Raw genomic sequence first — 25,624 nt, 5'->3', positions numbered from 1 at the left:
CGCCGGACCAGGGGAGAAGCGGGCCGCGCACCCCGCACCGGGCGGGAAGAGGGACAGGCGCCGCGGGGACGTCAGGGCGCCCCGTGCCCCGCGGGCACCCTGGCGACGAGCACGCACCCGTCGATCTCGCGATCGCTCCCGCCGAGCTCCTCCACGACCACCCGCAGACAGTCCTCCGCGGTCGCCGCCGCGGCGAACCGCGGGGCCAGGCCGAGGAGGCGGTCCCCGGAGACCGGTCCGGTGGCCGGCCCGGGCATCAGCCCGTCGGTGTGCAGCAGCAGCACATCGCCCGTCTCCAGGATCTCCTCGGCCTCGCCGTAGGCAGCACCGGGAGTCGCGCCGAGCAGGACGCCGTCCGGCGGGGTCAGCCTGCGCCCCGTCCCGTCGCGGAACAACAACGGGGCGGGGTGTCCGGCGTGGGCCCAGACCAGCGTGCGGGTCTCGGGGCGGTAGCGGCAGCAGACGGCGCTGCCGAGGGCGGGCTGGGCGGTGGTGTCCAGCAGCCGGTTGAGCAGGGTCATCAGCGGGCCCGGCCGGGTGCCGGTCATCGCCATGCCGCGCAGGGCGCCCAGCAGCACCGCCATGCCGGTGGTCGCGGCCGGTCCGTGTCCGGTGAGGTCGCCGACGCTCAGCAGGGTGTCGTCGCCCGGGAGTTCCAGCGCGTCGTACCAGGTTCCGCCGGCCTGCGTGCTCGTCGTCGAGGGCAGACAGCGGCCCGACAGGTCCAGGCTCTGCCGGCCGTGGTGCGGGAGCCGCAGGGTGCCGCGCCACGCCGGCAGCACGGCCTCCTGCAACTCGACCGCAAGCCGGTGCTCGGCCTGCTCCTGCTGCCGGTGGCGCTGGAGCGAGTCACGGGTCTCGCTCACGGCCTGCCGGCTGCGGCGCAGTTCGCTGACGTCACGCAGGACCGCCCACATCGAGGCGGTGCTGCCGTCGGCGTCGAGCACGGGCTCGCCCATCATGTGCACGGTACGCACCTCGCCGCCGGGGCGGACGACGCGGATCTCGCCGTCGATGCGGCGGGCGTCCACCAGACAGCCCGTGACCATCGCGGTCAGCTTCGGGCGGTCCTCCTCGAACACCAGGGACGGCAGTTCGTCCAGGGTGAGCGGGGGAGTGGCGGGGTCGCGGCCCAGGATCGCGTACAGCTCCGGGGACCAGGTGGCCGCGTCGGTCAGCAGGTCCCACTCGGCGCTGCCGACCCGGCTGAGCAGCGACCTGTCCGCGGCGCAGGCGGACGCGGTGCGGGCGGCCGGCACCGGGGAGCGCGGCGCCGGCTCGGGCCGGGGCCCGTCGCGCAGCTGGGCCAGGTGCTCGTCGAGGTCCTCCAGCTGGTGCAACGCCAGGTCGTACAGGGCGCGTTGCCAGCGTCCGTGCGGGTCGTCCGTGCCGTCCCCCTGCGCGTCCCGCCGTACCGCGTCCACCTCGCCCTTGAGCCGCCGCGCCTGCGAGATGAGGGCGTCGACCCGGCCGCGTCCGGGCGGCTGGGCGGCTGGGTGGTCCGCGGAGAGATGGGACGGCATGACGTACTCCGATGCGGGGACGGTTGGCCAAGGGGAGCGGTGGGACCGCTATGACTGTCGCACAGCCCGCCAGGGCCCGTAAGGGATTCGGCAACACACGTTACGGTGGTGCTTCGGGCATATGCCATAGTCCTTCCGGAGTGGTCGCGGCGTACGTCGGACGTACGTCGCCGAGTGGTCCAAGTCGTAGAACCCGTACGCGAGTTGACGGACCGCCGGGCGCTGAAGGCGGCGCTCATTCACCCGTTCGACGCACCCCTGTTCCAGGTGATGCGACGCCTCTCCGTCATGTGACGCAGGTCACAGCATGTGACGGGCTGTCGCGCGCTCGTACTGGCACACCGGCCCGACCGCGCACTCCCAGGGAGACGCCCATGGAACTCACCCTCCAGCAGGCCGCCCACGCCCGTCTGATCATGGCGGACGAGCAGGAGAAGCCCGTGCCCGCGGTGCTCCGGTACACGGCGGACGACCCGTTCGCCGTGTACTTCGACTTCCCGCCCCACGCCGCCCTCGACGGCCAGCCGGTCAGCTGGACCTTCGCCCGCGCCCTGCTGGAGGAAGGGCTGCGCACCCCCGCCGGCTGCGGGGACGTGCAACTGTGGCCGTGCGGCCCGGAACGCACCGTCGTGGAGTTCCACTCGCCCTACGGGATGGCGCTGCTCCAGTTCGACACCGCCGCCCTGCGCCGCTTCCTGCTGCGCAGTTACGCCGTCGTGGCGGCCGGTCAGGAGGACCTGGGGGACACCGTCGACCGGGGACTGAGCAGCCTGTTCGACGAGGTCTGAGTCAGGCCCCCGGGCCCGCGTACAGCGCCGGGCGCGGGGCTAGTTCCACGGCCACGCGGCCACCGCCCTCCAGGGAGCGCACCCCGGCCTCGGCGACCGCGGCCGCCGCGTACCCGTCCCAGGCGCTCGGCCCCGTCACCCGCCCCCGCCGGGTGGCGTCGACCCACGCCTGCACCTCCCGGTCGTAGGCCTGCGCGAACCGGACCAGATAGTCGCGCGGCACCTGCGCGCGCGCCTCACCGCCGGCCGTGACCAGCACCGAGCGCTCCTCGCCGATCCGCGCGCTGCCCGCCTCGCAGACCGCCTCGCAGCGCACCTGGTAGCCGAAGCCGCAGTTGACGAACACCTCCACGTCCACGAGCGCTCCGGCCTCGGTCTCGAACAGCACGAACTGCGGGTCCAGCAGCCCTTCGGGGGCGAGCGCGGAGGGGCGCGGCCGCACCACCGTCACCGCGGTCAGCTCCTGCGCCAGCAGCCAGCGGGCCGCGTCGATCTCGTGCGCGACGGAACTGTCGATCAGCATCGCGCTGGTGAAGTCCGGTGGCGAGGACACATTGCGGTGCACGCAGTGCAGCATCAGCGTCCGGCCCAGCCGCCCGGAGTCCAGCAGCTCCTTCAGCCGCCCGTACTCCGGGTCGTAGCGCCGCATGAACCCGACCTGCGCCAGCCGCCGCCCGAGCCGCGCCTCCGCCTCGACCACCCGCAGCGCCCCGGCGGACTCCGGCACCATGGGCTTCTCGCACAGCACCGGCAGCCCGCGCGCGAGCGCCGCGCGCAGCGCCTCCTCGTGCGCGGGGCCGGGCGAGGCGATCAGTACGGCCTCCACGCCCGGCGCGTCCAGCGCCGCCTCGGTCTCGGTGTGCACCGTGACCCCGGCCAGCCCGGCCACCGCCTCCTTCGCGCGGTCCGCGTCGGGGTCGGCCACCGCGGCGACCCGGGCGCCGCTCACCACCTGATCGAGCCGCCGCAGGTGATCGGCTCCCATGTGTCCCGCACCCAGCACCGCCACACCCAGCACGTCACCCACGCCCGCGCTCCTTCCCGCCGCCCGTCCCGGCGTAGCGTACGGGCCGGGCACCGGCAGGGGGAGCGCTGCGGCGCGGTGGGTGGTGCCGTCAGTAGCGCAGCACTCCGGCGATGCCGCCCGCGTCGCCCAGGGTGCCGTCGGGGACGAAACGCACCTCGGCGCCGGTCTCCAGGCACTTCTCGACGATCTCGTCCACGATGTCCTCGCACGCGTCGAGGTCGCCGCCGTCGGCCGGGATCAGGTGGTCGCCGTCGTCGCGCACGGTCACCCGGTAGTTCTCCTCCACGGCGAGCAGCCGCACGCGGGCCTGCTTGGCGTTCTGCCAGACCTCGTCCACGCCGGCCACGAACTCCCGGTGGCCGCGGGCCGCTTCGAGCTGGTCGGCCACGCTGTCCACGGTGCGGGCCTCCTCCGCCTGGATCAGCGGGCGCAGCGCCAGCCACACCGTCTCCGGGTTGGCGTGCGCCAGACCGCCGCGCGGGACCTGGGCCGCGCCCTTGGTGACCTCGCCGACCTCGTTCAGCAGGGCCAGCGCGGCGGGCTCGCCGGTCACGTACAGCGGGCGCGGGCTGTCGCGCAGGACGGCGCGGACCGCGCGGTCGGCCTCCCGCAGGAAGAGGCGGGTGCGCTCGTCGCGGTAGCCGCTCGGCTGGTCGCCGACGCGTTGCTGGCGCTCGGGGTCGAAGTTCTCCCGGTCGCGGATCATCGGGAAGGGGCCGGAGCGCTCCTCGACGACCCGGTCGGTTCCGCCGTTCCACAGCGTGACCCGGTCGGACGCGACCGACAGCACCCAGAACGGCCGGTCCGCGGCCTGCGCGGAGACCAGGTTGCGGGTGAGGAAGGTGTCCGACAGCACCACCCGCTCGGGCACGGGCCGCGCGACCGACCACACCTGGTGCTCACCCGGCGCCGCGAAGATCACCAGCCCGTCCTCGGTGTGCGTGAGATCCACCTCGGACAGGGCCCGGTCGAGCTGGGCGACGACGTCGGCACGCCGTTCGCGGGGCACCGCCGGGTCGTGCTCCAGCTGTTTCTTGGCCTCGGCCACCACATTGCGCAGCCGGACCGCGTCCTGGTTCTTCTCCGGTTCCCGGCGGTGGGTCGGCGCCAGCACGGACACCGCGGGGTAGGGGCGCGGGCGGCGCAGCTCGGCGAGGGTCGTGGGACTGAGTGCGTGCTCCATGACAGCACCATAGGACCGATTCACCTTCCGGGCATTCGGGGAGAAAACCCCAGGTCATTCCTGGTCCTCGGGCCCGCAGGAACTGCCGTTGGGGGGCAGGGAGCCGTACAGCAGGAAGTCGTCGACCTTGCGGTGCACGCACTTCGAGGACCCGTATCCGGTGTGCCCGTCGCCCCTGTTGTCGAGGACGACCGCCGACGGTCCGAGCCGGCGCGCGGTCTGCACGGTCCAGCGGTACGGCGTGGCCGGGTCGCCGCGGGTGCCCACCAGCAGCAGCTTCGGGCTGTCGACGTCCCGCACCTGCTCGCGGATGAAGTCGGTGCCCGGGGGCCGGCCGTAGCACAGCAGCACCTCGGTGAGCCGGTAGCGGCCGAAGACGGGCGAGGCCTGCTCGTACGCGGCGCGCAGCCGGTCGAGGTCACGTTCGACCCGGGCGGCCGTGGGGCGGTCGGGATCGTCCGCGCAGTTGACCGCCATCAGCGCCGCTGCCAGGTTGTCGAGGGGGACGTCCTCCTCGTCGGCCAGGCCGCCGTCGTGCTCAGGTCCGGTCTCGCGACGGCGCTCGTCCGCCGGGCCGTCAGCAGGGCCGTCCGGCGGGATGCCCGGCCCAGTGCCTGGCGGGATGCCTGGCGGGATGCCCGGCGGGATGCCCGGAAGGAGATAGCCGCCCGTCGCGAACGCCTCGATGCGGTGGGTCTCGCCGTCCTCCATGAGGGAGGCCAGGGCCCGCTCCAGCGACGGCCACAGCTCCTTGCTGTACAGCGCCTGCCCGATGGCGCCCACCAGGTCCTGGCCGGTGAACTCGTACCCGAAGTCGGTCGGCACCGGGTCCCGGTCCAGCGAGCGGACCAGCCGCAGCATGTCCTCCCGGGCCCGGCGCGGGTCCTGCCCGAACGGACAGGCGACGTCCCGCGTGCACCAGTCGAGGAAGTCCTCCAGCGCGGTCTGCTGCCCCCGCGCGCCCGCGATGCCCTGCTCGGTGAGGGGTTCGGTCAGGGTGTCCACGCCGTCCAGCGCCAGCCGGCCCACGCGGTCCGGGAACTGTTTCGCGTACACCGCGCCGAGCCGGGTCCCGTAGGAGAAACCGAGGTAGTTGAGCTTCTCGTCGCCCAGCGCCTGGCGGATGACGTCCAGGTCGCGGGAGACGTTCACGGTGCCGATGTGCGGCAGGACCGGCCCCGAGTGCTTCTCGCAGGCGGCGGCCTCCTCGCGCAACTGCCGCAGCAGCGCCCGCGGATCGCGCAGCACCTCGTCGGCGTCCTCGTCGAACTCCGCCGTCTGGAAGGCGTCCCCGCAGCTGACGGGGGAGGAGCGGCCGACGCCGCGCGGGTCGAAGCTCACCACGTCGTAGCGGTCGGTCAGATCCATGTACGCCCGGCCGCTGCCGGCGAGTCCGACGACGCCGGAACCGCCGGGGCCGCCGAAGTTCAGCACGACGGAGCCGTGCCGGTCGCCGCTGGCGCGGTAGCGGGCGAGCGCCAGGTCCAGGGTGCCGGTCCGGGGCCGGGCGTAGTCGAGCGGGACGGTGACCTTGCCGCACTGGAGGTCCTTCGGCATGTCCATGCCCTCGCAGCGGCCCCAGGTGACCTTCTGGCGGTAGAAGCGGGTCAGGTCGGGCTGGCCGTCGTCCGCGGCCGCCGCCGGGAGTCCCGCGCACAGCAGCGTCACGGAGAGGGCCCCGATGAGTGCGCGGCGCCGCGGTGCGGGCCGCCTCGACGGCTTTGCCGGCATCGATGCCTCCAGGGCGCCGGGCTGCGGAGCGGGGAACGGCACCCTCGCTCACCATAAGCGGCGGCCGGAAGGGTCGCCTCCGGGCGGATGGGGAGCGGGTGGGGAGGGGGTGAGGAGCGGGCGGGGAGGGGGTCAGGGGGGTGGAGCGTCGTATTATGTGCGATTTTCGGCCGTCCCGAGGAACGTTGCATCGCTGCATCGGCTGCTCCTGTCGCTCGATGGGATGAACGATCGACAAGCCATAACCCGGATGGTTCTCCCGCGTTTTATCCGGTGCGGGTGAGTGCCCGCGTATCTCTCTGGAAGGCAGGGAAACCTATGAAACGGGTTACCCGAAACGGTGTGTTCGCCGTCGCCGCCGCGTCCGGTGCGATGGCTCTGACGATGCCCGCGCACGCCGACTCCGCGGCGGAGGGCGTCGCGGCCGGCTCGCCCGGCGTGATCTCCGGCAACACCGTGCAGCTTCCGGTGCACGTGCCGGTCAACGTGTGCGGGAACACCGTGAACGTGGTGGGACTGCTGAACCCCGCCGCGGGCAACACCTGCGTCAACGAGGGCGGCGACGGCAAGAGCTCCGGTGGGGGCGCGACCGCGCAGAGCGCCGTCCAGGGCTCGCCCGGCGTGATCTCCGGCAACGGGGTGCAGCTGCCCGTCGACGTCCCGGTCAACGTCAGCGGCAACACCATGGACGTGGTCGGCATCGGCAACCCGGTCTTCGGCAACAAGTCCGAGAACACCTCGGGCGGCGAAGGGCCCAAGAGCCCCGGCAAGCCCGAGCAGCCCGGCACCCCTGACCGGCCCGGTACGCCCGACGTGCCGGTGAAGCCGCGGCCCGAGACCGGCACGCCCCCGGTCGAGGCGCACCCCGAGCCCGCCCCCGCGCCGCAGGCGGAGCGCCCGCCGGCTCCGACCGTCCTCGCCGACACCGGCACGGACACGGTCCTGCCCGCCGCACTCGGCGCGACGGCCCTCGTCCTCGGCGGTGCCGCGCTGCGCCGCAGGTTCAGGCCGGGCGACGGCGACTGACCGTCCACCCCCGGTCGACCGACCCAGGTCACCCGGCCCGGTTCACTCGACCCGGGCCGGGTGACCTGGGTCGTCCCCTGACGGAAGGCCCGGCCGGACGACTCGCCCGGCCGGGCCTTCCATCGCGTCGGCCGCGTGCACAGCGCCCGCCCGGCGGCCGGGTTTCCCTCGGGCGCGCCCGCCGGGTGGCGAGGGCGCGCCCGGCTCCCGTCTGCCGCCGCGGTGTACAGCCGCAGCCGCGCGCCGTCGCGACGGGCGGCCGGGCCGGGCGGTGCCGCCGCCTTCGCCCGCGCTCGCGTGGCGGCGGGCCGGCGGGCCGGCGGGGTCGGGGCGCCGCCGCGTTCGTGCGGCCTCGAGCCGTCCCGGTCAGGGCGTCGGCTTCGCCTCGCTCGCCGCGGGCCGGCGCGTGACGCGGCGTCTTCACCAGCGTTCGCGGGGCGACGGGGCGACGGGGCGACGGGGCGACGGGGCGACGGGGCGACGGCGCGACGGGGCGACGGCGCGACCGGGCGGCTGGGTGGGCGGTGTGCTCGCCGGGGACGGCGCGACGGACCCGGTGGCACGCGGGCGCTCAGCCTCGTTCGGCCGTGGTCGACCGGGCCGTCAGGAGCACCATTCCCGTGTCGCCGTAGTCCGGCAGTGTGGGGTCCGTGTCGATGCGGGTCACTTCCAGGTGGTCCGTCAGGGGATCGAACACCTCGCGCACCAGTGCGGTGTCGACGGGGCACCCCGGCCAGCAGGACTCCGGGCCGATCCGGTAGGTCGGCATGTTCTCCATGAACGCGGCCACCAGATGCCCGCCGGGCACCACGCACCGGGCGAACACCCGGCAGAACTCGGCGAACTCGGCCGGGTCCTCGGTCGCGCCCTCGGCGACGAAGTGCATCGACGCCAGCTCGTACGTCCCCGGCGGCAGTGCGCGCGCATCGGCGTGCACCACCTCCACCGGCGCCAGCGCGGCCGCGAGGGTGGCCGGCACCGCCGGGTTCAGCCGCCGGCACAGCGCGTGGAACGGCAGCCAGCTGGTGTCCGGGTGGTCGAGGATCTGGTGCCGCAGATACGCCACGTTGCCCGCGCCCGCCTCCACCGCGTCGATCCGCCGGCTCACCGCCGAGGCGAGGATCAGCGGGTAGAGGTTGGGGCCGGCGCCCAGTTCCACGCTGCTGGCCAGTCCGTGCGGCGGCAGCCGGCGGTAGTACGCGGAGTGGTGGGCGATCACCGCCGCGTCCGCGGGGTGCAGGGTGCGGTAGTTCTCGGCCAGGTAGTCCGCCACCGGCCAGCGGTCCCAGTCGACGTCGTCGTTGCGTGTGGCGCGCATGCCGGTCACCTCTTCGCCGCCCGGCCCGCGCGGCTGCGGGACCGCAGCGGGAAGCGCGGCCAGCGCACCAGCGCCTCGAAGCCGACGACGTCACCCGCGGTGATGTCCACGACCGGCTGGTAGCGCAGCGCGAACTCCTCGCCGGCGACCGCCTGCGCGAGCCGGCTCTGCAGATCGTGCCCCCGCACCATCCGGGACTGGAGCATCGGCCGGAACCGGCGCCACTGGCGTTTCCCGGCCGACTTCGCCGCGTACAGCGCGAGGTCGGCGTGGCGCAGCAGCTCCTCCTCGTCGGTGCTGTCCCGGGCGGTGGCCACACCGACACTGGCGGAGACCGCGCCGCGGACGGACTGGCGTACCGGATGGTGTGGTCGTCCTGTCACGGTCTGCTCGCCGAGCGCGAACGGCCGGGACAGCGTCTGGATCACCTGCGCCTCCATGGCGAGGCCCGCCTGGAAGGCGAGGATGTCCAGCGACCGCCAGGTCTCGGTGAGCCGGCGGGCCGCAGCCGCCACGAGCAGCACACCGGGCAGCTCGCCGGACACGGGCGGGGTCATCGGGGAGACCAGGACGGCGGGCATGCCGGCGAGGTCGCCGCCGAGCCGGGCGGCGATGTCCGGATCGAGGTCCGCGTACGGCAGCAGCCGGGTGCGGTTCGGGTCCCGTGGGGCGGCGTGCTCGGCGGACAGCAGCAGGGTGCGGTGCCGGACCGTCGGCCCCAGCAGGGTGTCCACGGCGGCCTCGCAGGAGCCCGCCACCTCCTCCCGGCGGACCGCCGACACCAGCGAGACGGCGGCCCGGCGCAGCGCCAGTTCCCGGGCGACGGCCCTGTGGTGGGCCACCACCATCCCGGCCAGCCGCAGGATCACCAGCAGGAACAGCAGCGCCGAGAACACGGCGATCACCGGGGCGTCGTGGGCGGTGCCGCGCAGCCCCTCGTCCAGCAGGACCGCCGGGGCGATCAGCGTGGCCGCGGCCAGCAGCACCAGGCGGCGGCGCGGCGGCAGCAGGGAACCGCGATGCGGGACCGCGGCGGTCAGCCGGACCATGGACGGGTGCAGCGCGGCCAGTCCCCACGCCGTGTAGAAGATGATCCAGCCGGAGTCGGTGTGCGTGCTCGTCTGCCACAGTCCGTTGAGCTGGAGCAGGCCGTGGGCGATGTCGAAGCCGAGCAGTGTCACCGTGCCGACGACCAGCAGCCGCACCGACCGGCCGCCGCCGCCGTGCACCGGATGCGGTGTCAGCAACCGGGCGAGCAGGGCGAGGACCAGCACGTCGCCGAGCGGGTAGGCGATGCTGATGGCGCGCTGCTGCCAGGTCAGGCCGTCCACTTCGGTCAGCGGCTGCATCAGGCACACCCACACCGGCAGCGCGAGCGCCGCGGTGAAGATCAGCGCGTCCAGCAGGCTGGGCAGGTCGCGGCCCGCCCAGCGGTAGCGGACCAGCCCGGACAGGCCGGTCGCGAACAGCGGGTAGGTGGCGAGATAGCAGGCGTCCGCGGGCGACGGGAACGGGTTGGAGGCGTGGAAGTACTCCTCCATGACGTTGTCGTACGTGTCGCCGCTGACGAACGTGACCAGGCCGGCCGCCAGCACCCACCACGGCCACGGATGGGCGGGCCGGTTGAGCCGTACGCCCGCGACGACGGCGGCGGCGCCCGCGAGACCGATCACGGCCCACAGCGGGGTGCGGGTCGCGGGAACCGTCATGTAGACGACGGTGGCGACCGCGACCAGCGCCACATGAGCGGCCATCAGCCGCTGGGCCGGCAGCAAGGGCAGGCTCCTCCTCGGCCCCGAGGAGACCGGGCCGTCGAGGGGGCCCGGTTCGCTATCGATCGTAGCCATCGCCGGTCGGCACCTGCATCTCGGACGGCTCAGGGCTGCGCGGCGCCGATGACGGACGGGGTGGTCAGGGTGCGGCCGAAGAAGTCCTCGGCGCACTGGTTGCCCTGGAACAGCGCCCGCGTGGTGCCCGCGCGTCGTCCCCGGCTGCCCCGCGACGGTCTCGGACCCGCGCGCCACGTTCCACGTCGACCCGGGACCGACGACGTCATCCGATACACCAGCAGCGACGACGACGCCCGCGTCCTGCCCGGGAAGGGCGCGCGGTGCAGGTGCGAGGCCTTGGCAGCGGCCGAGCCGGAGCGGCCCCTGCCGGCTCGCCTCGCGATGGAGCCGGCCCCGCGCGGCCCAGGAGCCGTCGGCGTTGCCGTCGCACACGCTGGGTGCGGCGACGTAGCCGATCGCGGGGTCGGCGAACGGGCGGACCATCTCGCCGAGACAGCCCGGTGCGGGCACGTGGTCGACGTCGAGCTGGACGACGACGTCGTAGCGCTCCCATCCCCACTGGTCGGAGAAGCAGGCGATGTCGCCCTCCCCGCAGCGGGTGCGCCGCGGCCGGCCGGCCCGCTGACAGGCCGCGGCTCCGCGCCGCGAGGACATCCGCGCGTGGTGTTCGCGGCACCACCGGGCGGTCTCCTCGCTCGGGACCTCCTCGCACAGCCATACGTCGTAGGCGTACGGATAGTCCTGGTCGAGCCTCGCCGGCGGGGTGCGGCGGGCGGTGGACCCAAGGCTTTGAGGGCGCGCGGGTCACGACGAAGGCGACCGGCAGCAAGGGGGTCGCCAGGTCGGGGCTGACCCGGCGCACCCTCAGGGCGGGGAGGAAGAAGCAGGCGGGTACGGCGGTCAGGTCCAGCAGGACCCGGCTGTTGACGATCAGCCCGGCCCACCCCACCCGGTGCTGCGGCGCGAGCCACCACGACCGTGCCGTCCGGGATCCGTGCCAGGTGGCGCTCCACCTGCGCCATGTCCGTGGGGGTGCTGTGCGCCATCGGAAAACGCTCCCGACGCTGTACGCTGCGGTCGTACGTTTACAGCGTATACGTACGACTTTGCGCCTACGTTCTGTTACGTCAAGAGATGCCGGTTCGCGCTGGTGGCGAGGGTGAGGTGGGCGGTGATGGCGGGTGAGCGGGAAGGCCCCCGGGGCGGCGTTCAGGGGCGCCGCGCGAGCGACCGGGGGCGCTACGGCAGGCTGAACCGGGAGCGGGTGCTCGCCTCGGCGCTGGAGATCGTCGACCGGGACGGGCTGTCCGGGCTGAGCATGCGGCGGCTCGGCGCGGAGCTGGGCGTGGAGGCGATGGCGCTCTACCGCTACGCCTCCGGCAAGGACGCGCTGCTCGACGGGCTGGTGGAGGCGTTCTGCCTGGAACTGGAGCGGGAGCTGGGCGAGGGAGCGGGAGAGAGGGAGGGGCTGGGGCTGGGGGCAAGGGAGGGGATTGAGTCGCGGCGCGGGGCCGGGGCGGGGGAGCGCGCCGGGGACTGGCGGGGCGGGCTGCACCGCATCGCGCGTACCGCCCACCGGGTCGCGCTGCGCCACCCCAACGTCGTCCCGCTGCTCGCCACCCGGCTGCTGTCCACCCCGCTGGCCCGCCGTCCGGCGGCCGTGCTGCGCAGCGACGAGCGGATCCTGGCGCTGCTGTCCGACGCGGGTATGAGCGACCGTCAGGCGGTCGCCGTGCACCGGTCGTTCACCGCGTGGCTGCTCGGCTATCTGCTGGTCGAGCTGCGCGCGATGGACGACGTGCCCGAGGAGCCCGATCCCGCCTTCCGCATCGGGCTGCACCGCATCTCCGCGCAGGAGCTGCCCCGGTTGCGTGCCACCGCCCTCGCCCTGGCCGGTCCGGCCGGGCCGGAGGCGCTGGCGGCGGGGCTGGACGCGCTGCTCGACCGCTTCACGTGACGGTCAGGGGGCGGTTCCCGGGCGCGGGGTCGCGGGCGGGACGCGGAAGAACCTGCGGTGCAACTCCCTAACCTGGTCCGCCAGTTCGGGCACCGGGCCGTCCACCGTCACCCCGGGGGCCACCTCGTGCACCGGCAGCGTCCGCACCGGCGGCGCGGGCACGCCCCACTCCGTCAGCCAGCCGGAGAGCTGCTCGGAGGACACCACGTACACGATCCGGCCGAGGCCCACCCAGGCGTGCGCGGCGGCGCACATCGGGCAGTGCTCGCCGGACGTGTAGACGGTCGCCGCCGCCCGCTCCCCGGGCGTCAGCCGCGTGGCCGACCAGCGGGCCAGCTCGAACTCCGGGTGGCGGGTGCGGTCGCCGGACGCCACACGGTTGTGGTCCTCGCCGAGCACCGTGCCGTCCGCGCCCACCAGCACCGAGCCGAACGGCTCGTCCCCGGCGTCCAGCGCCTGCTCCGCCAGCTCCACGCAGCGTCGCAGGTACGGCAGTTCGGTCTCCTTCACGACCATGGCGTACGGTCCTCCTCGCGCTGTGAACTCGCCGGCCTGTGCGCCCGCACCCTCCCACAGTCGCCCGGACCGTGCTGTGCGGGCGCGGCCGTCAGTGCCGGACCCTGGCGACCTTGGTGCGGCTCAGGGCCACCACGCCCAGCGCGGCGAGGGCGATCTGGATGAGCCATTCGACCCAGTCGACGCCGTTGGTGTCACGCACGCCCAGTGCGCCGGCGAGCGCGGAGCCGAGCAGCGCGGCCACGATGCCGACGAGGATCGTCCACAGCACGCCGATGTGCTGACGGCCCGGCACGGCCAGGCGACCGAGGACGCCGATGACGATGCCGATCACCAGGGCGCTGATAAGGCCGGATATCTCCATCTTCGCTCCTCCTGTCGAGAGTCTGCCGGGATGCGGTGAGGCACCCCGCTCGCATGCGGGTGCCCGCAGGGGTCCGGACCACGCGTTCCCGCTGTCCGGTGCCCGGCGTCGTGCGCGCCCCCGTGCCGGCCGCTGTGGCGCACACGCCGTGCCGCACACGCCGTGCCGCACGCGAAGAGGCCGGCCCGCTCGGGCCGGCCTCGCCGTCCGTCCTCGTCCGCCCCCGACTCCTCTGGTCCGCCCCCGTCTCTCCGTTTCTCCCGTCGCTCCCGCTCGTCTACGGCCAGGAGGCGCTCTTCGCGGCCGTCGCCGCGCAGACCGCGCCCAGGACCATGGCCAGGGCGCCGATGACGATGTTGTTCCAGATCACGCCCGCGTCCGGTCCCGGGTGTGAGTAATTGCGGTACAGAAAGGGCCGGGTTGTTGAATAACCCTGGTCAGAAAACGAGAGTTCGTTGAACGTCGGCAGCAATCACTCCGAGCGCTGTCGTGGGATGATCTTGTTGCAGTGGAGCGCAGGTGTCAGCCCAGGGCGAGCCATCGGATGCCGAGCTGTTCGATCTGCGCGGCCTCTGTTTCGTCCAACGGCTCACGGCCGGTAGCTTTGCGCAAGAAGTGCGGCTGGCTCCAACCCAACTTGTCGGCGGCCGCCATCTGCTCTGCGCCGAGAAGCAGCTCCAGCACGGCGTCACCGGCTGACGAGGTGAGCCAGGGTTCGCGTCCGAGTGCATCAGCCAGGTCAAGGCCGTGGACAGCGACTTCGACGACTCGGGTGAGCAGGTACTCCGGCAAGAGCATGGCGTCGCCATGACGCGTCCAGACGGTACGGCTGGACGGCTGGACCCGGCACAGCCGGTCGACCCGCTGCCAGGTCGCGGTGAAATGCTCGGCGAAGGCGGCACCATCAGCCGGTTCTGCTGCTCGGTCCTGAGCCAGGGCGATCCGGGCACTGTTGGTCTGGGGTGAGAAGCGGTCGTCCGGGCGGTAGTAATCCGCAGCGGAGATCGTGGCCGCACCCGGGGCTGGCGCGTCCAGCATGCCCGGAAGCCAATCGATCACGACGCACACGTGCCCGAGCAGGTCGCGTACGGTCCACGGGGTGCAGCGTGTCGGGAGGCTCCACTCAGCTTCGGACAGTTCTGATATGGCATCACTGAGCACCCCAGATTCCTGGCGGAATGCTTCGAGCACGCGATCTTGATTCATGCCGGTGACGCTACCAACCGGGCTCCCTCAGGCACCCAGTTGGCCATGACCTGGAGCTCAGCACGCAGGCTTCTCAACGGCGCAGACCCGTCCGCCGATGTGCGTCGTCCCGTCAGAGCCGGGGGCCGCCATGATCTGCGACCCTCTGCCTTGGGTGACCGCAACAGCCCGCCCCAACCGGTCGGCGAGCAGGAGCGCTGCCGCGCCGGTCGCTTCGTCCTCGTGAATGCCGTCGCCACGGCCTGGGAATCCCCGGGCCCGGACTCGGCCGGCGGCCTCGTCCTGCCAGGCCCAGGCGTACACCCACTCTCCCGGTTCCGGCACCGCTAGCGCATCGACCTCCTGCGTGCTGCCGTACTGCCGCAGCGTGCGCGGCGGCACCCACTCTGCTCGCGCACTGATCCACGGGAATCCGTCGGCATGGCGGACGGGGATGCACCCCACAGGAAGCTCCAGCCTCTCCAGACCGAGGAGCCAGGCCACGCCGACGAGCGGGTACCCGGCAAACGGAAGGCGCACCCCTGGCGTGTAGATGTCCACGATGCCCCGGTGGGCGTCGTCTATGAATACGGTTTCGCTGAGCCCCAGTTCCCGGGCCAGGGCCTGTCTGGACTGCTCGTCGGGGAAGGCACGGCCGTCGCGCACTACGCCCAGGACATTGCCGTAGTTGCCGTTCGTGTCGCAGAAGACGCGGAGAAAGAGAATGTCAGGGGTCACCCGGGCATTCAAGCAGGTCAGCAAGTCATTTACCCTCGCCTCGCGACTCACGGAGCCAGGCCGCTCTGTCATGCCGCCTCAGCCGCCCCAGCGGCGCGGCACCAGCACTTACCGCGGTCAGGTAGCGGCGCCCTGGCTGAGTGGCCGAAGCGGGCCCCTATGTCACGTCCGTGGTCACCGTCGGTGGTGAATGGCGGTCCTGTCCCTCGTCGTCGGTGTCTTCCGGTGTGTCCGGGTCGCGTAGCGGGCGCAGGCCCTGATCGGGGCTGCTGGACCAGTTGGCCGCCGCGGTGGACGAGCACGGACTGACCGTGGCCTGGCAGGAGGTCATGGTGCCCACGCTGCACGCCATGGGACGCAAGTGGGCCACCTCCGGCGACCGGTACGTCGAGGTCGAGCACCTGCTGTCCTGGCACGTGTCCACCACGCTGCGCCGGCACACCCCGACCCCGCCGGCCCGGGGAGCCGGCCTCGCCGGACCCGTGCTGCTGGCCTGTGTCCCCGGCGAGCAGCACACCCTGCCGCTGGAGGCGCTGAACGCCGGGCCCGGGCAGCGCGGCGTGCCCACCCGGGTGTTCGGCACGTCGGCGGCACCCGGTGGGGCGTCAAGGGGGCGCGCCGGCAGCCGCTGGTGGTGCTGGGCGGACCCGGCTGGGCGGGACGCCCCGCGGCCGGGCTGCCGAGGCCGGCCGGACTCGCGGAGGCGCTGGACCTGCTGAGCGCGACGTACCGCTCCCACGCCTGAGCGGCGCTCGCGAGGAACGGGCGACGGGAAGGCGGCAACGGGCGGCGGAACGGCCGGGGCGGCGTCCGCGTCAGTCGCGCTGCCGCGCCCGCCTGAAGCGGGCCAGCCCGTCCGCCAGGCCGACGATCGGATCCGGATAGTCCGGCGCGACCGGCCCGGCGAGCCGCCACGGCTCGTGCACGGCGGGCCCCGCCACCTCCCGCAGCTCCGGCACCCAGCGCCGTACGTACGCGCCGTCCGGGTCGTGGCGCCTGCCCTGGATGACGGGGTTGAGGACCCGGTCCGGCCGGGTGTCGGTGCCGGTCCCGGCCACCCACTGCCAGTTGAGCTGGTTGTTGGCCAGGTCGCCGTCCACCAGGAGGTCCAGGAAGTGGCGGGCGCCGACGCGCCAGTCGACGTACAGCGTCTTGGTCAGGAAACTCGCCGCCAGCAGCCGCGCCCGGTTGTGCATCCAGCCCTCGTACAGCAGCTGGCGCATCGCCGCGTCGACCACCGGATAGCCGGTACGGCCCTCCCGCCACGCCTCGATGTCGGCGCGCGCGGTGCGCTCGGTGCGCCAGTGGTCGTGCAGGGTGCGGTAGTCGGCGGACGCCGCCCGTGGCCGGGCCGCCAGCACCTGGCGGTGGAAGTCGCGCCAGGCCAGCTGCCGTACGAACGCCTCCGCGCCCGGACCTTCAGCCCGGCGCGCCAGGTGGACCAGCTCGACGGGGGAGAGGGTGCCGAAGTGCAGATGCGGTGAGAGGCGCGAGGTGGCGTCGGCGGCGAGGTCGTCGTGACGGTCGGCGTAGGCGGCGAGACCGTACCGCAGCCAGTTCGCGAGCCGCCGCCTGCCCTCCCGTTCCCCGCCGGTGGCCAGCCCCGGCGACGTCCCGGTCACCTCGTGGCGGGCGGGGACCGGCTCGGAGCCGACCCCGTCGGGCACCGGGACGAACCGGGGCGGGCGCAGCGGGGCGCGCAGCCGCCGGCGCTCCCAGTGCCGGAAGTACGGGGTGAACACCGCGAAGTGGTCGGAGGAGGAGGGGGTCACCGCGCCGGGCGTGACCGCCCAGGTCACCGTGTCGTGGACGTGCAGCCGGCGGCCGCCACCACCCAGCTCCCGGCGCAGGCGCTCCTCGCGGCGGTGCGCGAAGGCGCTGACGTCGGCCGCGAGGTGCACCTCGTCGGCGTCCGTCTCCGCCGCCACCCGGCACACCTCCGCCACCACGTCGCCCGAGCGCACCACCAGCCGCCCGCCGCGCTCGCGCAGCCCCGCGTCCAGGTCGCGCAGGCAGTCCGCGAGGAACGCGCGCCGGTTCGGCACGTCGAACCCGGCGGCGGCCACCGCCCGGTCCCGCACGAACAGCGGCACCACCTGCCGGCCGCCCTCCAGCGCGGCGCGCAGCGGCGGATGATCGTGCAGCCGCAGATCGCAGGTGAACAGGACGATCGAGGTGTTCATGGGGTATCTCCGGGGCGGACGGGTGAGGGGTCAGCGGGCGGGCTCGGGCGTCCGGTCGGACGGGACCGGTCTCCTGGCCGCGGCCTTCGCGATGTTGCGGGCCATGCCGCCGAACACCAGGGCGTGGAAGGGCGACACGCCCCACCAGTAGGCCTGGCCGAGCAGACCGCGCGGGTGGAACAGGGCGCGCTGGCGGTACCGGGTGTGGCCGGCCGGGTCCGTCTCGGCGTACATCTCCAGCCAGGCCAGCCCCGGCAGCCGCATCTCGGCCCGCAGCCGCAGCAGCCGCCCCCGCTCGATCTCCTCCACCCGCCAGAAGTCCAGCGAGTCACCGGCCCGCAGCCGATGGGCGTCGCGGCGGCCGCGGCGCAGTCCGACCCCGCCGGCCAGTCGGTCCAGCCGGCCGCGCACGGACCAGGCGAGCGAGAAGGAGTACCAGCCGTGCTCGCCGCCGATGCCCTCGATGACCCGCCACAGCGCCTCCCGCGAGGCGTTCACCGTGATCTCGCGCTCGTCCGTGTAGAGACTGCCGCCCGCCCAGTCCGGGTCGGTGGGCAGCGGGTCGCTCGGGGCGCCGGGCACCGCGGCGTTCGACCAGCGGGTGTCCACCCGGGCCTCCCGCACCCGCTGCAGCGCGAGCCGTACCGCCTCGTCGAAACCGAGCGGATGCCCGGGTGGGTCGGGGACGTAGCGGGCGATGTCGTGCTCGTGGCAGACGACCTCGTGGCGCAGCGACTCGGCGAGCGGCCGGGCGATGGACGCGGGCACCGGGGTGACGAGGCCGACCCAGTGGCTGGACAGGCCGGGCGTGAGGACCGGTACGGGGACGACGAGACGGCGCGGCAGTCCGGCGATCCGCGCGTAGCGCCGCATCATGTCGCGGTACGTCAGCACCTCCGGGCCGCCGATGTCGAAGGCGCGGTTCACCTCCGCGGGCATCCGCGCACTGCCGACCAGCATGCGCAGCACGTCCCGTACGGCGATGGGCTGGATCCGGGTGTGCACCCAGCTGGGGGTGACCATGACCGGCAGGCGCTCGGTCAGGTACCGCAGCATCTCGAAGGAGGCCGAGCCGGAGCCGAGGATCACCGCCGCCCGCAGCACGGTCGTGGGCACGCCGGACGCGAGCAGGATGCGGCCCACCTCGGCGCGCGAGCGCAGGTGCGGCGACAGGTCCCGTTCGGGGACGCCCGCCGGGGTGAGGCCGCCGAGGTAGACCACGCGCCGCACCCCCGCGGCGCGGGCCCGCCGGGCGAACACGGTCGCCGCCCGCCGGTCCGTCTCCTCGAAGTCCGTGCCGCTGCCCAGCGCGTGCACCAGGTAGTACGCCACGTCCACGTCCCGCAGGGCCGCGCCGACCGAGGCGTCGTCCGTGACATCGCCCCGGACGATCTCCACGTCGCCGGCCCACGGGTGGTCGCGCAGCTTGCCGGGGGAGCGGGCCAGACACCGCACCCGGTGTCCGGCGCCCAGCAGCTCGGGGACCAGCCGCCCGCCGATGTAGCCGGTCGCGCCCGTCACCAGGCAGCGCAGCGGCTCCGCCGTCGTGTCGTCACCGTTCATCTCGCGCTCGGTCCCTCTCTCGTCCCGCACCGCGGCGCACCGCGTCCCGGCGCCGGGCCGCCGCCGTCTGCTGATGACTTCCACGGAAGGGGCCGTCGTGGATGCGCACTGCGCCGGACGGCTGAGGCACGCCGCGCCACGGCGGTGTCCGGCGGAGCCCGTTCCGAGAGGACGGTGCGCCCAGCCGGTCGACGCCCAGCCGGCGGAGGCCGGGCCGCCGGCCCGCCTTGAGCCGAGGCCGCGTCCGGCGTACGCCGCCGGTCCCGCGCGCCGTGCGAGCCGTCCGACGTACGGCACCGTCCCGCGCGCAGTGCGAGGCCTCGCGGAAGGTGCCCGGGCGGGGCGCGGGCGCCGACCGGTCGGGTGGGCGCCGGTGGTGGTTCTATAGGCTGATCACGTGGCCACAGCAGACGACCGGGAGCAGCCGGCACGACCCTCGGAGCCCAGCGGGGGCGCCGCGTCCGACCTGCACTCCTTCGCCGTCCAGCTGCGCCGCCTGCACGGCGAGATCAACCGCCTGATGCAGGGCTTCGCCGGCGAGCAGGGGCTGCACACGACCGACGTCCACGCGCTCGCCGCGATCCTCGACGCCGAGGAACCCATGACCCCCGGGCGGCTGCGCGAACACCTCGGCCTCACCTCCGGCGCCGTCACGGCCTGCCTGGACCGGCTGGAGCGCGCCGGACACATCCGGCGGGTGCGGGAGAGCGCGGACCGCCGGGTCGTCCACCTGCACTACGCGGCCGACGCCCGCCCGGCCGCGCGGATCCACTTCCGCCCGCTCGCGGAGGCGGCCCAGGCCGCCACCGACCGCTTCGACGAGGACGAACTGGCCGTGGTGCTGCGGTTCCTCACGGCGATGAACGAGGAGCTGGGCGGGCGCAGGCCCCGCGGCGGCCGCTGAGCCCCGCATCCTCGGTTTCCTCGATCGACCGGCCCGACCCCGCATCCGGGGGCGACCTGTCACCGGAAGAGAGTACGTCGCCTAAGATCACCCTCGCCGCGAGGTAACTCAATCATTGAGATTCTTCATCGTTGAGTCGATCGCGACTCCGACGTCCATCCTTCCCCGACCCCGCGCCCCCTCACTCCCACCCCACCCCCAACGCCGTACGCCCTACGCCGGAGCCCGGAGACCATGCCCCCCAATCCCCGACGTGCCCGTCTGCTCGTCCCCCTGCTGCTGCTCGCCGTCTGGCTCGGCATCGGCGGCGCCCTCGGCCCCTTCGCCGGCCGGCTCGGCGAGGTCGCGACCAACGACCAGGCCGCCTTCCTGCCGCGCAGCGCCGAGTCCACGGAGGTCATCACCGAACAGCGGGCGTTCCGCCAGGAGGAGACGCTGCCCGCCGTCGTGGTGTGGACCGACCCCGACGGCGCCTCCGTGGCCGACCGCCGCGACACGGCCGGCCGCGTCCTCGCCTCGCTCACCGGCACGCCCGGTGTGGCGGGCCAGGTCTCCCCGGCACTGCTCGCCGAGGACGGAAAGGCGCTCCAGGGCGTCGTACCGCTGCGGCCCGACCTCGGCGACGACCTGCCCGACGCGCTGGAGCGGATCCGTACCGCCGCCGAACGCGTCCCCGGCACCACCGTCCAGCTGGCCGGACCCGCCGCCACCCAGGCCGATCTCTCCGACGCCTTCGCGGGCATCGACGGCCTGCTGCTCGGCGTCGCCCTGGTGACCGTCCTGGTCATCCTGCTGCTGGTCTACCGCAGCGTGCTGCTGCCGCTGGTGATCATCCTGGGCTCGGTCTTCGCCCTCGGACTGGCCTGCGCGATCGTCTACGCGCTCGCCGACCGGGGCGTGGTGCGCGTCGACGGCCAGGTGCAGGGCATCCTCTCCATCCTCGTCATCGGCGCGGCCACCGACTACGCGCTGCTCGTCACCGCCCGCTACCGCGAGGAACTCGCCGCCCGCACCGACCGGTTCGCGGCCGTCACCGCCGCCGTACGGCGCTCCTGGGGCGCCGTCGTGGCCAGCGCCGCCACCGTCGCGCTCGGACTGCTGGCCCTGCTGCTCAGCGACCTGACCAACAACCGGGCACTGGGCCCGGTCGGCGCGATCGGCATCGGCTGCGCCGTCCTCGCCTCCCTCACCTTCCTGCCCGCCGTCCTCGTACTGCTCGGACGCGCCGCCTACTGGCCCGCCAAGCCCCGCCCGGCCGCCGACCCGAGCGACGGCACCGGGATCTGGCAGCGGATCGCGAGCCTGGTCGACCGGGCACCGCGCCGGGTGTGGGCCGTGTCCCTCGCCGCGCTGCTCGCCTGCGCGGCGTTCGCGCCCGGCCTCGCCTCCAAGGGCGTGCCCCTCGACGAGACCTTCGTCAACGACGCCCCGTCCGTGGCCGCGCAGGCCACCCTCGGCCGGCACTTCCCCGGCGGCTCCGGCACCCCGGCCGTGGTCATCGCGGACACCGACCGGCTGCCCCGGGTGCTGGCCGCGGCCCGGGCCACCGAGGGCGTCGCCGCGGCGGCCGCGGTCACCGGCAACGGCCGTCCCGGCGGCGAACCGCTCGTCGTCGACGGACGGGTCCGGGTCGACGTCACCCTGCGCGCCGCCTCCGACAGCGACGCCGCCCAGGACACCGTGGCCCGGCTGCGGACAGCCCTGCACGCCGTACCCGGTGCCGACGCCAAGGTCGGCGGCTACACCGCGCAGCGGTACGACACCCTGCGCACGGCCGAGCGGGACCGCGGCCTCATCGTGCCCGTGGTGCTGGCGATCATCTTCGTCATCCTCACCGCGCTGCTGCGTTCCCTGCTGCTGCCCGCCCTGCTCGTCGCGACCGTGGCGCTCAACTTCCTGGCCACGCTGGGCGTCTCCGCGCTGGTTTTCCCGCACGTGTTCGGCTTCACCGCGACCGACCCGTCGGTTCCCCTGTACGGGTTCGTCTTCCTGGTCGCCCTCGGCGTCGACTACAACATCTTCCTGATGGACCGGGTCCGCGAGGAGTCCCTGCGGCACGGCGTCCGCCACGGCGTGCTGCGGGGCCTGGTGAGCACCGGCGGGGTGATCACCTCGGCCGGTGTCGTCCTCGCCGCCACCTTCGCCGCGCTCGGCGTGATCCCGCTGGCCTTCCTGGCGCAGATCGCGTTCATCGTCGCCTTCGGCGTCCTGCTCGACACCCTCGTCGTCCGCTCCCTGCTCGTCCCCGCCCTGGTCCGCGACATCGGCCCGCCCGCCTGGTGGCCGGGCCGGCTGGCGCGCACCCGCCGGGACACCCCGTAGGGACCCCACCCGGGCGCCGCAATGTCCTCTGCGGCGCACGGGTACCCGGCCGGGCACGGACCGCCGTACGGACGGACCGCCGTACGGGCCGACGGACCACCCGACGGCGGACCGCCGTACGGACCGACCGGCCACCCGCCGGCGGACCGCCGTACGGACCGACCGGCCACCCGACGCGACCGGGCCAAGCCGACATGCGCACGGCCGCCTGACCCCGCCCCCGGGCCGGCTGCCCCCTCACCCTCCCCCGGCCTCTCCTCTCACCCGCCTCAACGCCCCGTCCCTGCCTACTCTGGAAGCGTGGCTCGTTCCAACGACGAGGTCGCCGCGCTGTTCGCCGAGTACGCGGACCTGATCTCGATCACCGGAGGGGACGCGTTCAAGGCACGCGCCTACGAGAAGGCCGCCCGGGCGATCGGCGGCCACCACACCGATGTCGCCGGCCTCGACGTGAAGGGGCTCCAGGAGATTCCCGGCGTCGGCAGGTCGGTCGCCGAGAAGGTGGTCGAGTACGTCCGCGACGGCACCGTGTCCGCCGTCGAGGAACTGCGCGCGAGGATCCCGGCCGGCGTCCGGCGGCTGACCGCCATCCCCACCCTCGGCCCGAAGAAGGCCCACGTGCTCTACGAGGAACTGGGCATCGCCTCCGTCGAGGAACTCGTCGACGCCATCCACGCCGAACGCCTGCGCGACCTGAAGGGCTTCGGGCCGCGCACCGAGGAGAAGATCCTCCACGGCGTCGCCCTGCTCCGGTCCGCCGGCGACCGCGTACTGATCGACGTCGCCATGGACACCGCGGAGACCATCGTCGGCGAACTGTCCGCCGTCACCGGCTGCCGGCGCTGCGCCTGTGCGGGCTCCCTGCGCCGCGTCCGCGAGACCATCGGCGACATCGACGTGCTGGCCGCCGCCGAGGACTCGGGCCCCCTGATGCGGGCGTTCACCGCGCTGCCCTTCGTCACCGAGGTCACCGCCCGCGGCCGGACCAAGACCTCCGTGCGCACCGCCAAGGGCCTCGCCGTCGACCTGCGCGTCGTACCGCCGGACGTCTGGGGAGCGGCCCTCCAGTACTTCACCGGGTCGAAGGCGCACAACATCCGCACCCGTGAACTCGCCGCGCGCCAGGGCCTGAAGCTCTCCGAGTACGGCCTGTTCGAGGCCGAGAGCGGCGAGCGGATCGTCTCCGAGACCGAGGAGGACGTCTACGCCCGGCTCGGACTGCCGTGGATCCCGCCCACCCTGCGCGAGGACCGCGGCGAGATCGAGGCCGGACTCCGCGGCGAACTGCCCGAACTGGTCACCGAGGACGACCTCCGCGGCGACCTGCACACCCACACCGACCTCACCGACGGGCTCGCCCCGCTGGAGGAGATGGTCGCCGCGGCCGCCGCGCGCGGCTACGCCTACTACGCGATCACCGACCACGGACCCGACATGGCCATGCAGCGCATGACGGACGAGCGGATGCTCGCCCAGCGGGAACGGGTCCGCCAACTGGACGGCGCCTACGGCCGGCACGGGCGGCGCCAGGCCACCGGCGGACAGGGCGGCATGCGCCTGCTGCACGGCGCCGAACTGAACATCGGACCCGAGGGTGACGTCGACTGGCCCGCCGGCTTCCTCTCCGGGTTCGACCTGTGCGTGGCCTCCGTCCACTCCCACTTCACCCAGGACCGCGACACCCTCACCCGCCGGATCGTGCGCGCCTGCGAGAACCCGCACGTCAACGTCATCGGCCACCCCACCACCCGCATCATCGGCAAGCGGCCCGGCATCGACGCCGACCTCGACGCGGTCTTCGCCGCCTGCGCCCGCACCGGCACCGCCCTGGAGATCAACGCCCACCCCGACCGGCTCGACCTGCGCGACGAGGACATCCTGCGCGCCAGGCGGCACGGGGTGAGGTTCGCCGTCGACAGCGACGCGCACGCCGTCGTCCACCTGCCCAACCTGCGCTACGGCGTGGGCACCGCCCAGCGCGGCTGGCTCACCGCGGACGACGTGATCAACACCTGGCCGCTCACCCGGCTGCGCCGCTTCCTGCGCAAGGGCCGAGGGAGATGACATGAGACTCGTCGAGGAAACCCCGCACCGCTTCCGGCTCGACCCGCACGGCGCCATGCGGGTGCCCGGCGTCGTCTTCGCCTCCCGCGACCTGCTCGCCGACGCCGAGCAGTCCCTGACCCAGGTCGCCAACGTCGCCACCCTGCCCGGCATCGTCACCGCCTCGTACGCCATGCCCGACATCCACTGGGGCTACGGCTTCCCCATCGGCGGCGTCGCCGCCACCGCCGTCGACGAGGGCGGGGTGATCTCCCCGGGCGGTGTCGGCTTCGACATCTCGTGCGGCGTACGCCTGCTCGCCGCCGACTGCGACCGCGCCACCCTCGCCCCCGCGCTCGGCGCGATCATGGACGGCCTGGACCACGCCATCCCGCGCGGCGCCGGACCCGGCGGGGTCTGGCACCCCGGCCCCGGCGAACTGGACCGCATCCTCGAAGGCGGCGCCCGCTACGCCGTCGACCGGGGCTACGGCGAGGAACGCGACCTGGTCCGCTGCGAGGACGGCGGGGCCGTCGGCGACGCCGAGGTGTGCGAGGTCGGCGGACGGGCCCGCGAACGCGGCCTCGGACAGGTCGGCAGCCTCGGCTCCGCCAACCACTTCCTGGAGGTCCAGCAGGTCTCCGAGGTGTACGACGAGGGTGTCGCCGCCGCCTTCGGGATCACCACCGGACAGGTCTGCGTCATGATCCACTGCGGTTCCCGCGGCCTCGGCCACCAGATCTGCACCGACCACGTCCGGGCGATGGACCGCGCCATGGCCCGCTACCACATCACCGTGCCCGACCGGCAGCTCGCCTGCACCCCCGTCGACTCCCCGGAGGGCCGCGCCTACCTCGGCGCGATGGCCGCGGCGGCCAACTACGGCCGCGCCAACCGCCAACTGCTCTCCCACGCCGCCCGCAGGATCTTCCGGCGCGCCGCGGGCGCCCGCCTGTCCCTGGTGTACGACGTCTCCCACAACCTCGCCAAGCTGGAGACCCACCCCGTCGACGGGCGGCCCCGCCGGCTGTGCGTGCACCGCAAGGGCGCCACCCGCGCCTTCCCGCCCGGCCACCCCGACCTGCCGGCCGACCTGCGCGAGGCCGGGCAGCCGGTGCTGATCCCCGGCACCATGGGCACCGCCTCCTACGTCCTCGCCGGAGTCACCGGCGGCGACGCCTTCGCCTCCACCTGCCACGGCGCCGGCCGCCGGATGAGCCGCCACGAGGCCGCCCGCACGGTCACCGGCCGCGAACTGCGGGCCCGCCTGGAACGCGCGGGCATCGCCGTGCGCCCCCGCTCGTGGCGCGGCCTGTCCGAGGAGACCCCCGAGGCGTACAAGGACGTCGCGGCGGTGGTGGCCGCCAGCGAGGGCGCGGGGCTGTGCCGCACGGTGGCCCGGCTGGTGCCGCTGGGAGTGGTGAAGGGCTGAGCGCGTCAGGGGCGTCTGCCAGGCAAACGCC

General features: G+C 74.1%; 20 protein-coding genes and 2 pseudogenes. 8 read left to right on the top strand and 14 right to left on the bottom strand.

What is annotated here, in order from left to right:
* Window positions 1–71: 71 nt before the first annotated feature.
* On the bottom strand, window positions 72–1,523 hold the full coding sequence (locus G7Z13_RS02200) for a PP2C family protein-serine/threonine phosphatase (protein ID WP_165995496.1): 1,452 nt from the start codon (window positions 1,521–1,523) through the stop codon (window positions 72–74).
* A gap of 374 nt (window positions 1,524–1,897) precedes the next feature.
* Between G7Z13_RS02200 and G7Z13_RS02195 the strand changes: the two genes are divergently transcribed.
* The gene (locus G7Z13_RS02195; protein WP_165995494.1) at window positions 1,898–2,311 is read left to right on the top strand and encodes an SsgA family sporulation/cell division regulator; all 414 of its coding nucleotides are present in this window, start codon (window positions 1,898–1,900) and stop codon (window positions 2,309–2,311) included.
* A gap of 1 nt (window position 2,312) precedes the next feature.
* Here the strand turns inward: G7Z13_RS02195 and G7Z13_RS02190 are convergent, their stop codons facing one another.
* From G7Z13_RS02190 to G7Z13_RS02180, 3 genes are all read right to left on the bottom strand, one after another.
* A complete protein-coding gene (locus G7Z13_RS02190; protein WP_165995492.1) occupies window positions 2,313–3,338 on the bottom strand; it encodes a Gfo/Idh/MocA family oxidoreductase in 1,026 nt (341 codons plus the stop codon).
* 88 nt (window positions 3,339–3,426) lie between these two features.
* Window positions 3,427–4,521, bottom strand: a complete 1,095-nt coding sequence (locus tag G7Z13_RS02185; protein ID WP_165995490.1) for a chemotaxis protein — start codon at window positions 4,519–4,521, stop codon at window positions 3,427–3,429.
* A gap of 54 nt (window positions 4,522–4,575) precedes the next feature.
* On the bottom strand, window positions 4,576–6,252 hold the full coding sequence (locus G7Z13_RS02180; RefSeq protein WP_165995488.1) for an alpha/beta hydrolase: 1,677 nt from the start codon (window positions 6,250–6,252) through the stop codon (window positions 4,576–4,578).
* 318 nt (window positions 6,253–6,570) lie between these two features.
* Between G7Z13_RS02180 and G7Z13_RS02175 the strand changes: the two genes are divergently transcribed.
* Complete coding sequence (locus G7Z13_RS02175) at window positions 6,571–7,278, top strand: chaplin family protein (protein ID WP_206312980.1); 708 nt, start codon at window positions 6,571–6,573, stop codon at window positions 7,276–7,278.
* A gap of 571 nt (window positions 7,279–7,849) precedes the next feature.
* Here G7Z13_RS02175 and G7Z13_RS02170 read toward each other — a convergent pair.
* Genes G7Z13_RS02170 through G7Z13_RS02160 form a run of 3 tightly spaced genes read right to left on the bottom strand, consistent with a single transcriptional unit; the run spans window position 7,850 to window position 10,652 of the window.
* Complete coding sequence (locus G7Z13_RS02170) at window positions 7,850–8,596, bottom strand: class I SAM-dependent methyltransferase (RefSeq protein WP_165995484.1); 747 nt, start codon at window positions 8,594–8,596, stop codon at window positions 7,850–7,852.
* A gap of 5 nt (window positions 8,597–8,601) precedes the next feature.
* Entirely contained in the window at window positions 8,602–10,443 is a 1,842-nt protein-coding gene (locus tag G7Z13_RS02165) for an EAL domain-containing protein (RefSeq protein WP_240926087.1), read from the bottom strand.
* A gap of 29 nt (window positions 10,444–10,472) precedes the next feature.
* Window positions 10,473–10,652, bottom strand: a complete 180-nt coding sequence (locus G7Z13_RS02160) for a hypothetical protein (protein ID WP_165994878.1) — start codon at window positions 10,650–10,652, stop codon at window positions 10,473–10,475.
* Between the two features lie 908 nt (window positions 10,653–11,560).
* Between G7Z13_RS02160 and G7Z13_RS02150 the strand changes: the two genes are divergently transcribed.
* On the top strand, window positions 11,561–12,343 hold the full coding sequence (locus G7Z13_RS02150; RefSeq protein WP_165995482.1) for a TetR/AcrR family transcriptional regulator C-terminal domain-containing protein: 783 nt from the start codon (window positions 11,561–11,563) through the stop codon (window positions 12,341–12,343).
* 3 nt (window positions 12,344–12,346) lie between these two features.
* On the opposite strand, the gene G7Z13_RS02145 is transcribed toward G7Z13_RS02150, so the two are convergent.
* The 5 genes and pseudogenes from G7Z13_RS02145 to G7Z13_RS02125 all read right to left on the bottom strand — a co-directional run bounded on the left by G7Z13_RS02145 (window position 12,347) and on the right by G7Z13_RS02125 (window position 15,146).
* On the bottom strand, window positions 12,347–12,859 hold the full coding sequence (locus tag G7Z13_RS02145) for a nucleoside deaminase (protein WP_165995480.1): 513 nt from the start codon (window positions 12,857–12,859) through the stop codon (window positions 12,347–12,349).
* Between the two features lie 91 nt (window positions 12,860–12,950).
* Window positions 12,951–13,223, bottom strand: coding sequence for a GlsB/YeaQ/YmgE family stress response membrane protein (locus tag G7Z13_RS02140; protein WP_165995478.1), 273 nt, complete (start codon window positions 13,221–13,223; stop codon window positions 12,951–12,953).
* A gap of 277 nt (window positions 13,224–13,500) precedes the next feature.
* A pseudogene (locus tag G7Z13_RS02135) lies at window positions 13,501–13,605 on the bottom strand (SPW repeat protein); the annotation flags it as partial.
* Between the two features lie 140 nt (window positions 13,606–13,745).
* Window positions 13,746–14,429: a maleylpyruvate isomerase family mycothiol-dependent enzyme gene (locus G7Z13_RS02130; RefSeq protein WP_165995476.1), complete on the bottom strand. Its 684-nt coding sequence runs from the start codon at window positions 14,427–14,429 to the stop codon at window positions 13,746–13,748.
* 57 nt (window positions 14,430–14,486) lie between these two features.
* Entirely contained in the window at window positions 14,487–15,146 is a 660-nt protein-coding gene (locus G7Z13_RS02125; RefSeq protein ID WP_240926086.1) for a PhzF family phenazine biosynthesis protein, read from the bottom strand.
* Window positions 15,147–15,418: 272 nt separating this feature from the next.
* On the opposite strand from G7Z13_RS02125, the pseudogene G7Z13_RS02120 reads away from it, so the two are divergent.
* Window positions 15,419–15,891, top strand: a pseudogene (locus tag G7Z13_RS02120) (transcriptional regulator); the annotation flags it as partial.
* Window positions 15,892–15,961: 70 nt separating this feature from the next.
* Here G7Z13_RS02120 and G7Z13_RS02115 read toward each other — a convergent pair.
* Window positions 15,962–17,329: a deoxyribodipyrimidine photo-lyase gene (locus G7Z13_RS02115; protein ID WP_165995473.1), complete on the bottom strand. Its 1,368-nt coding sequence runs from the start codon at window positions 17,327–17,329 to the stop codon at window positions 15,962–15,964.
* A gap of 30 nt (window positions 17,330–17,359) precedes the next feature.
* On the bottom strand, window positions 17,360–18,892 hold the full coding sequence (locus G7Z13_RS02110; RefSeq protein WP_165995471.1) for an SDR family oxidoreductase: 1,533 nt from the start codon (window positions 18,890–18,892) through the stop codon (window positions 17,360–17,362).
* Between the two features lie 397 nt (window positions 18,893–19,289).
* Between G7Z13_RS02110 and G7Z13_RS02105 the strand changes: the two genes are divergently transcribed.
* From G7Z13_RS02105 to G7Z13_RS02090, 4 genes are all read left to right on the top strand, one after another.
* Window positions 19,290–19,796 (top strand): MarR family transcriptional regulator, encoded by a 507-nt coding sequence (locus tag G7Z13_RS02105; protein WP_165995469.1) that lies wholly within the window; start codon window positions 19,290–19,292, stop codon window positions 19,794–19,796.
* Window positions 19,797–20,030: 234 nt separating this feature from the next.
* Window positions 20,031–22,118, top strand: coding sequence for an MMPL family transporter (locus G7Z13_RS02100; protein WP_165995467.1), 2,088 nt, complete (start codon window positions 20,031–20,033; stop codon window positions 22,116–22,118).
* Between the two features lie 300 nt (window positions 22,119–22,418).
* Window positions 22,419–24,182 carry a DNA polymerase/3'-5' exonuclease PolX gene (gene polX, locus G7Z13_RS02095; RefSeq protein WP_165995465.1) on the top strand — a complete coding sequence of 588 codons (1,764 nt, stop codon included), beginning with the start codon at window positions 22,419–22,421 and terminating at the stop codon, window positions 24,180–24,182.
* Window position 24,183: 1 nt separating this feature from the next.
* Window positions 24,184–25,593, top strand: coding sequence for an RtcB family protein (locus G7Z13_RS02090; RefSeq protein WP_165995463.1), 1,410 nt, complete (start codon window positions 24,184–24,186; stop codon window positions 25,591–25,593).
* Window positions 25,594–25,624 lie beyond the last annotated feature (31 nt).

Source organism: Streptomyces sp. JB150, from assembly GCF_011193355.1.
Classification (GTDB): Bacteria; Actinomycetota; Actinomycetes; order Streptomycetales; family Streptomycetaceae; genus Streptomyces.
This window is presented reverse-complemented; position numbering and strand designations above follow the sequence as displayed.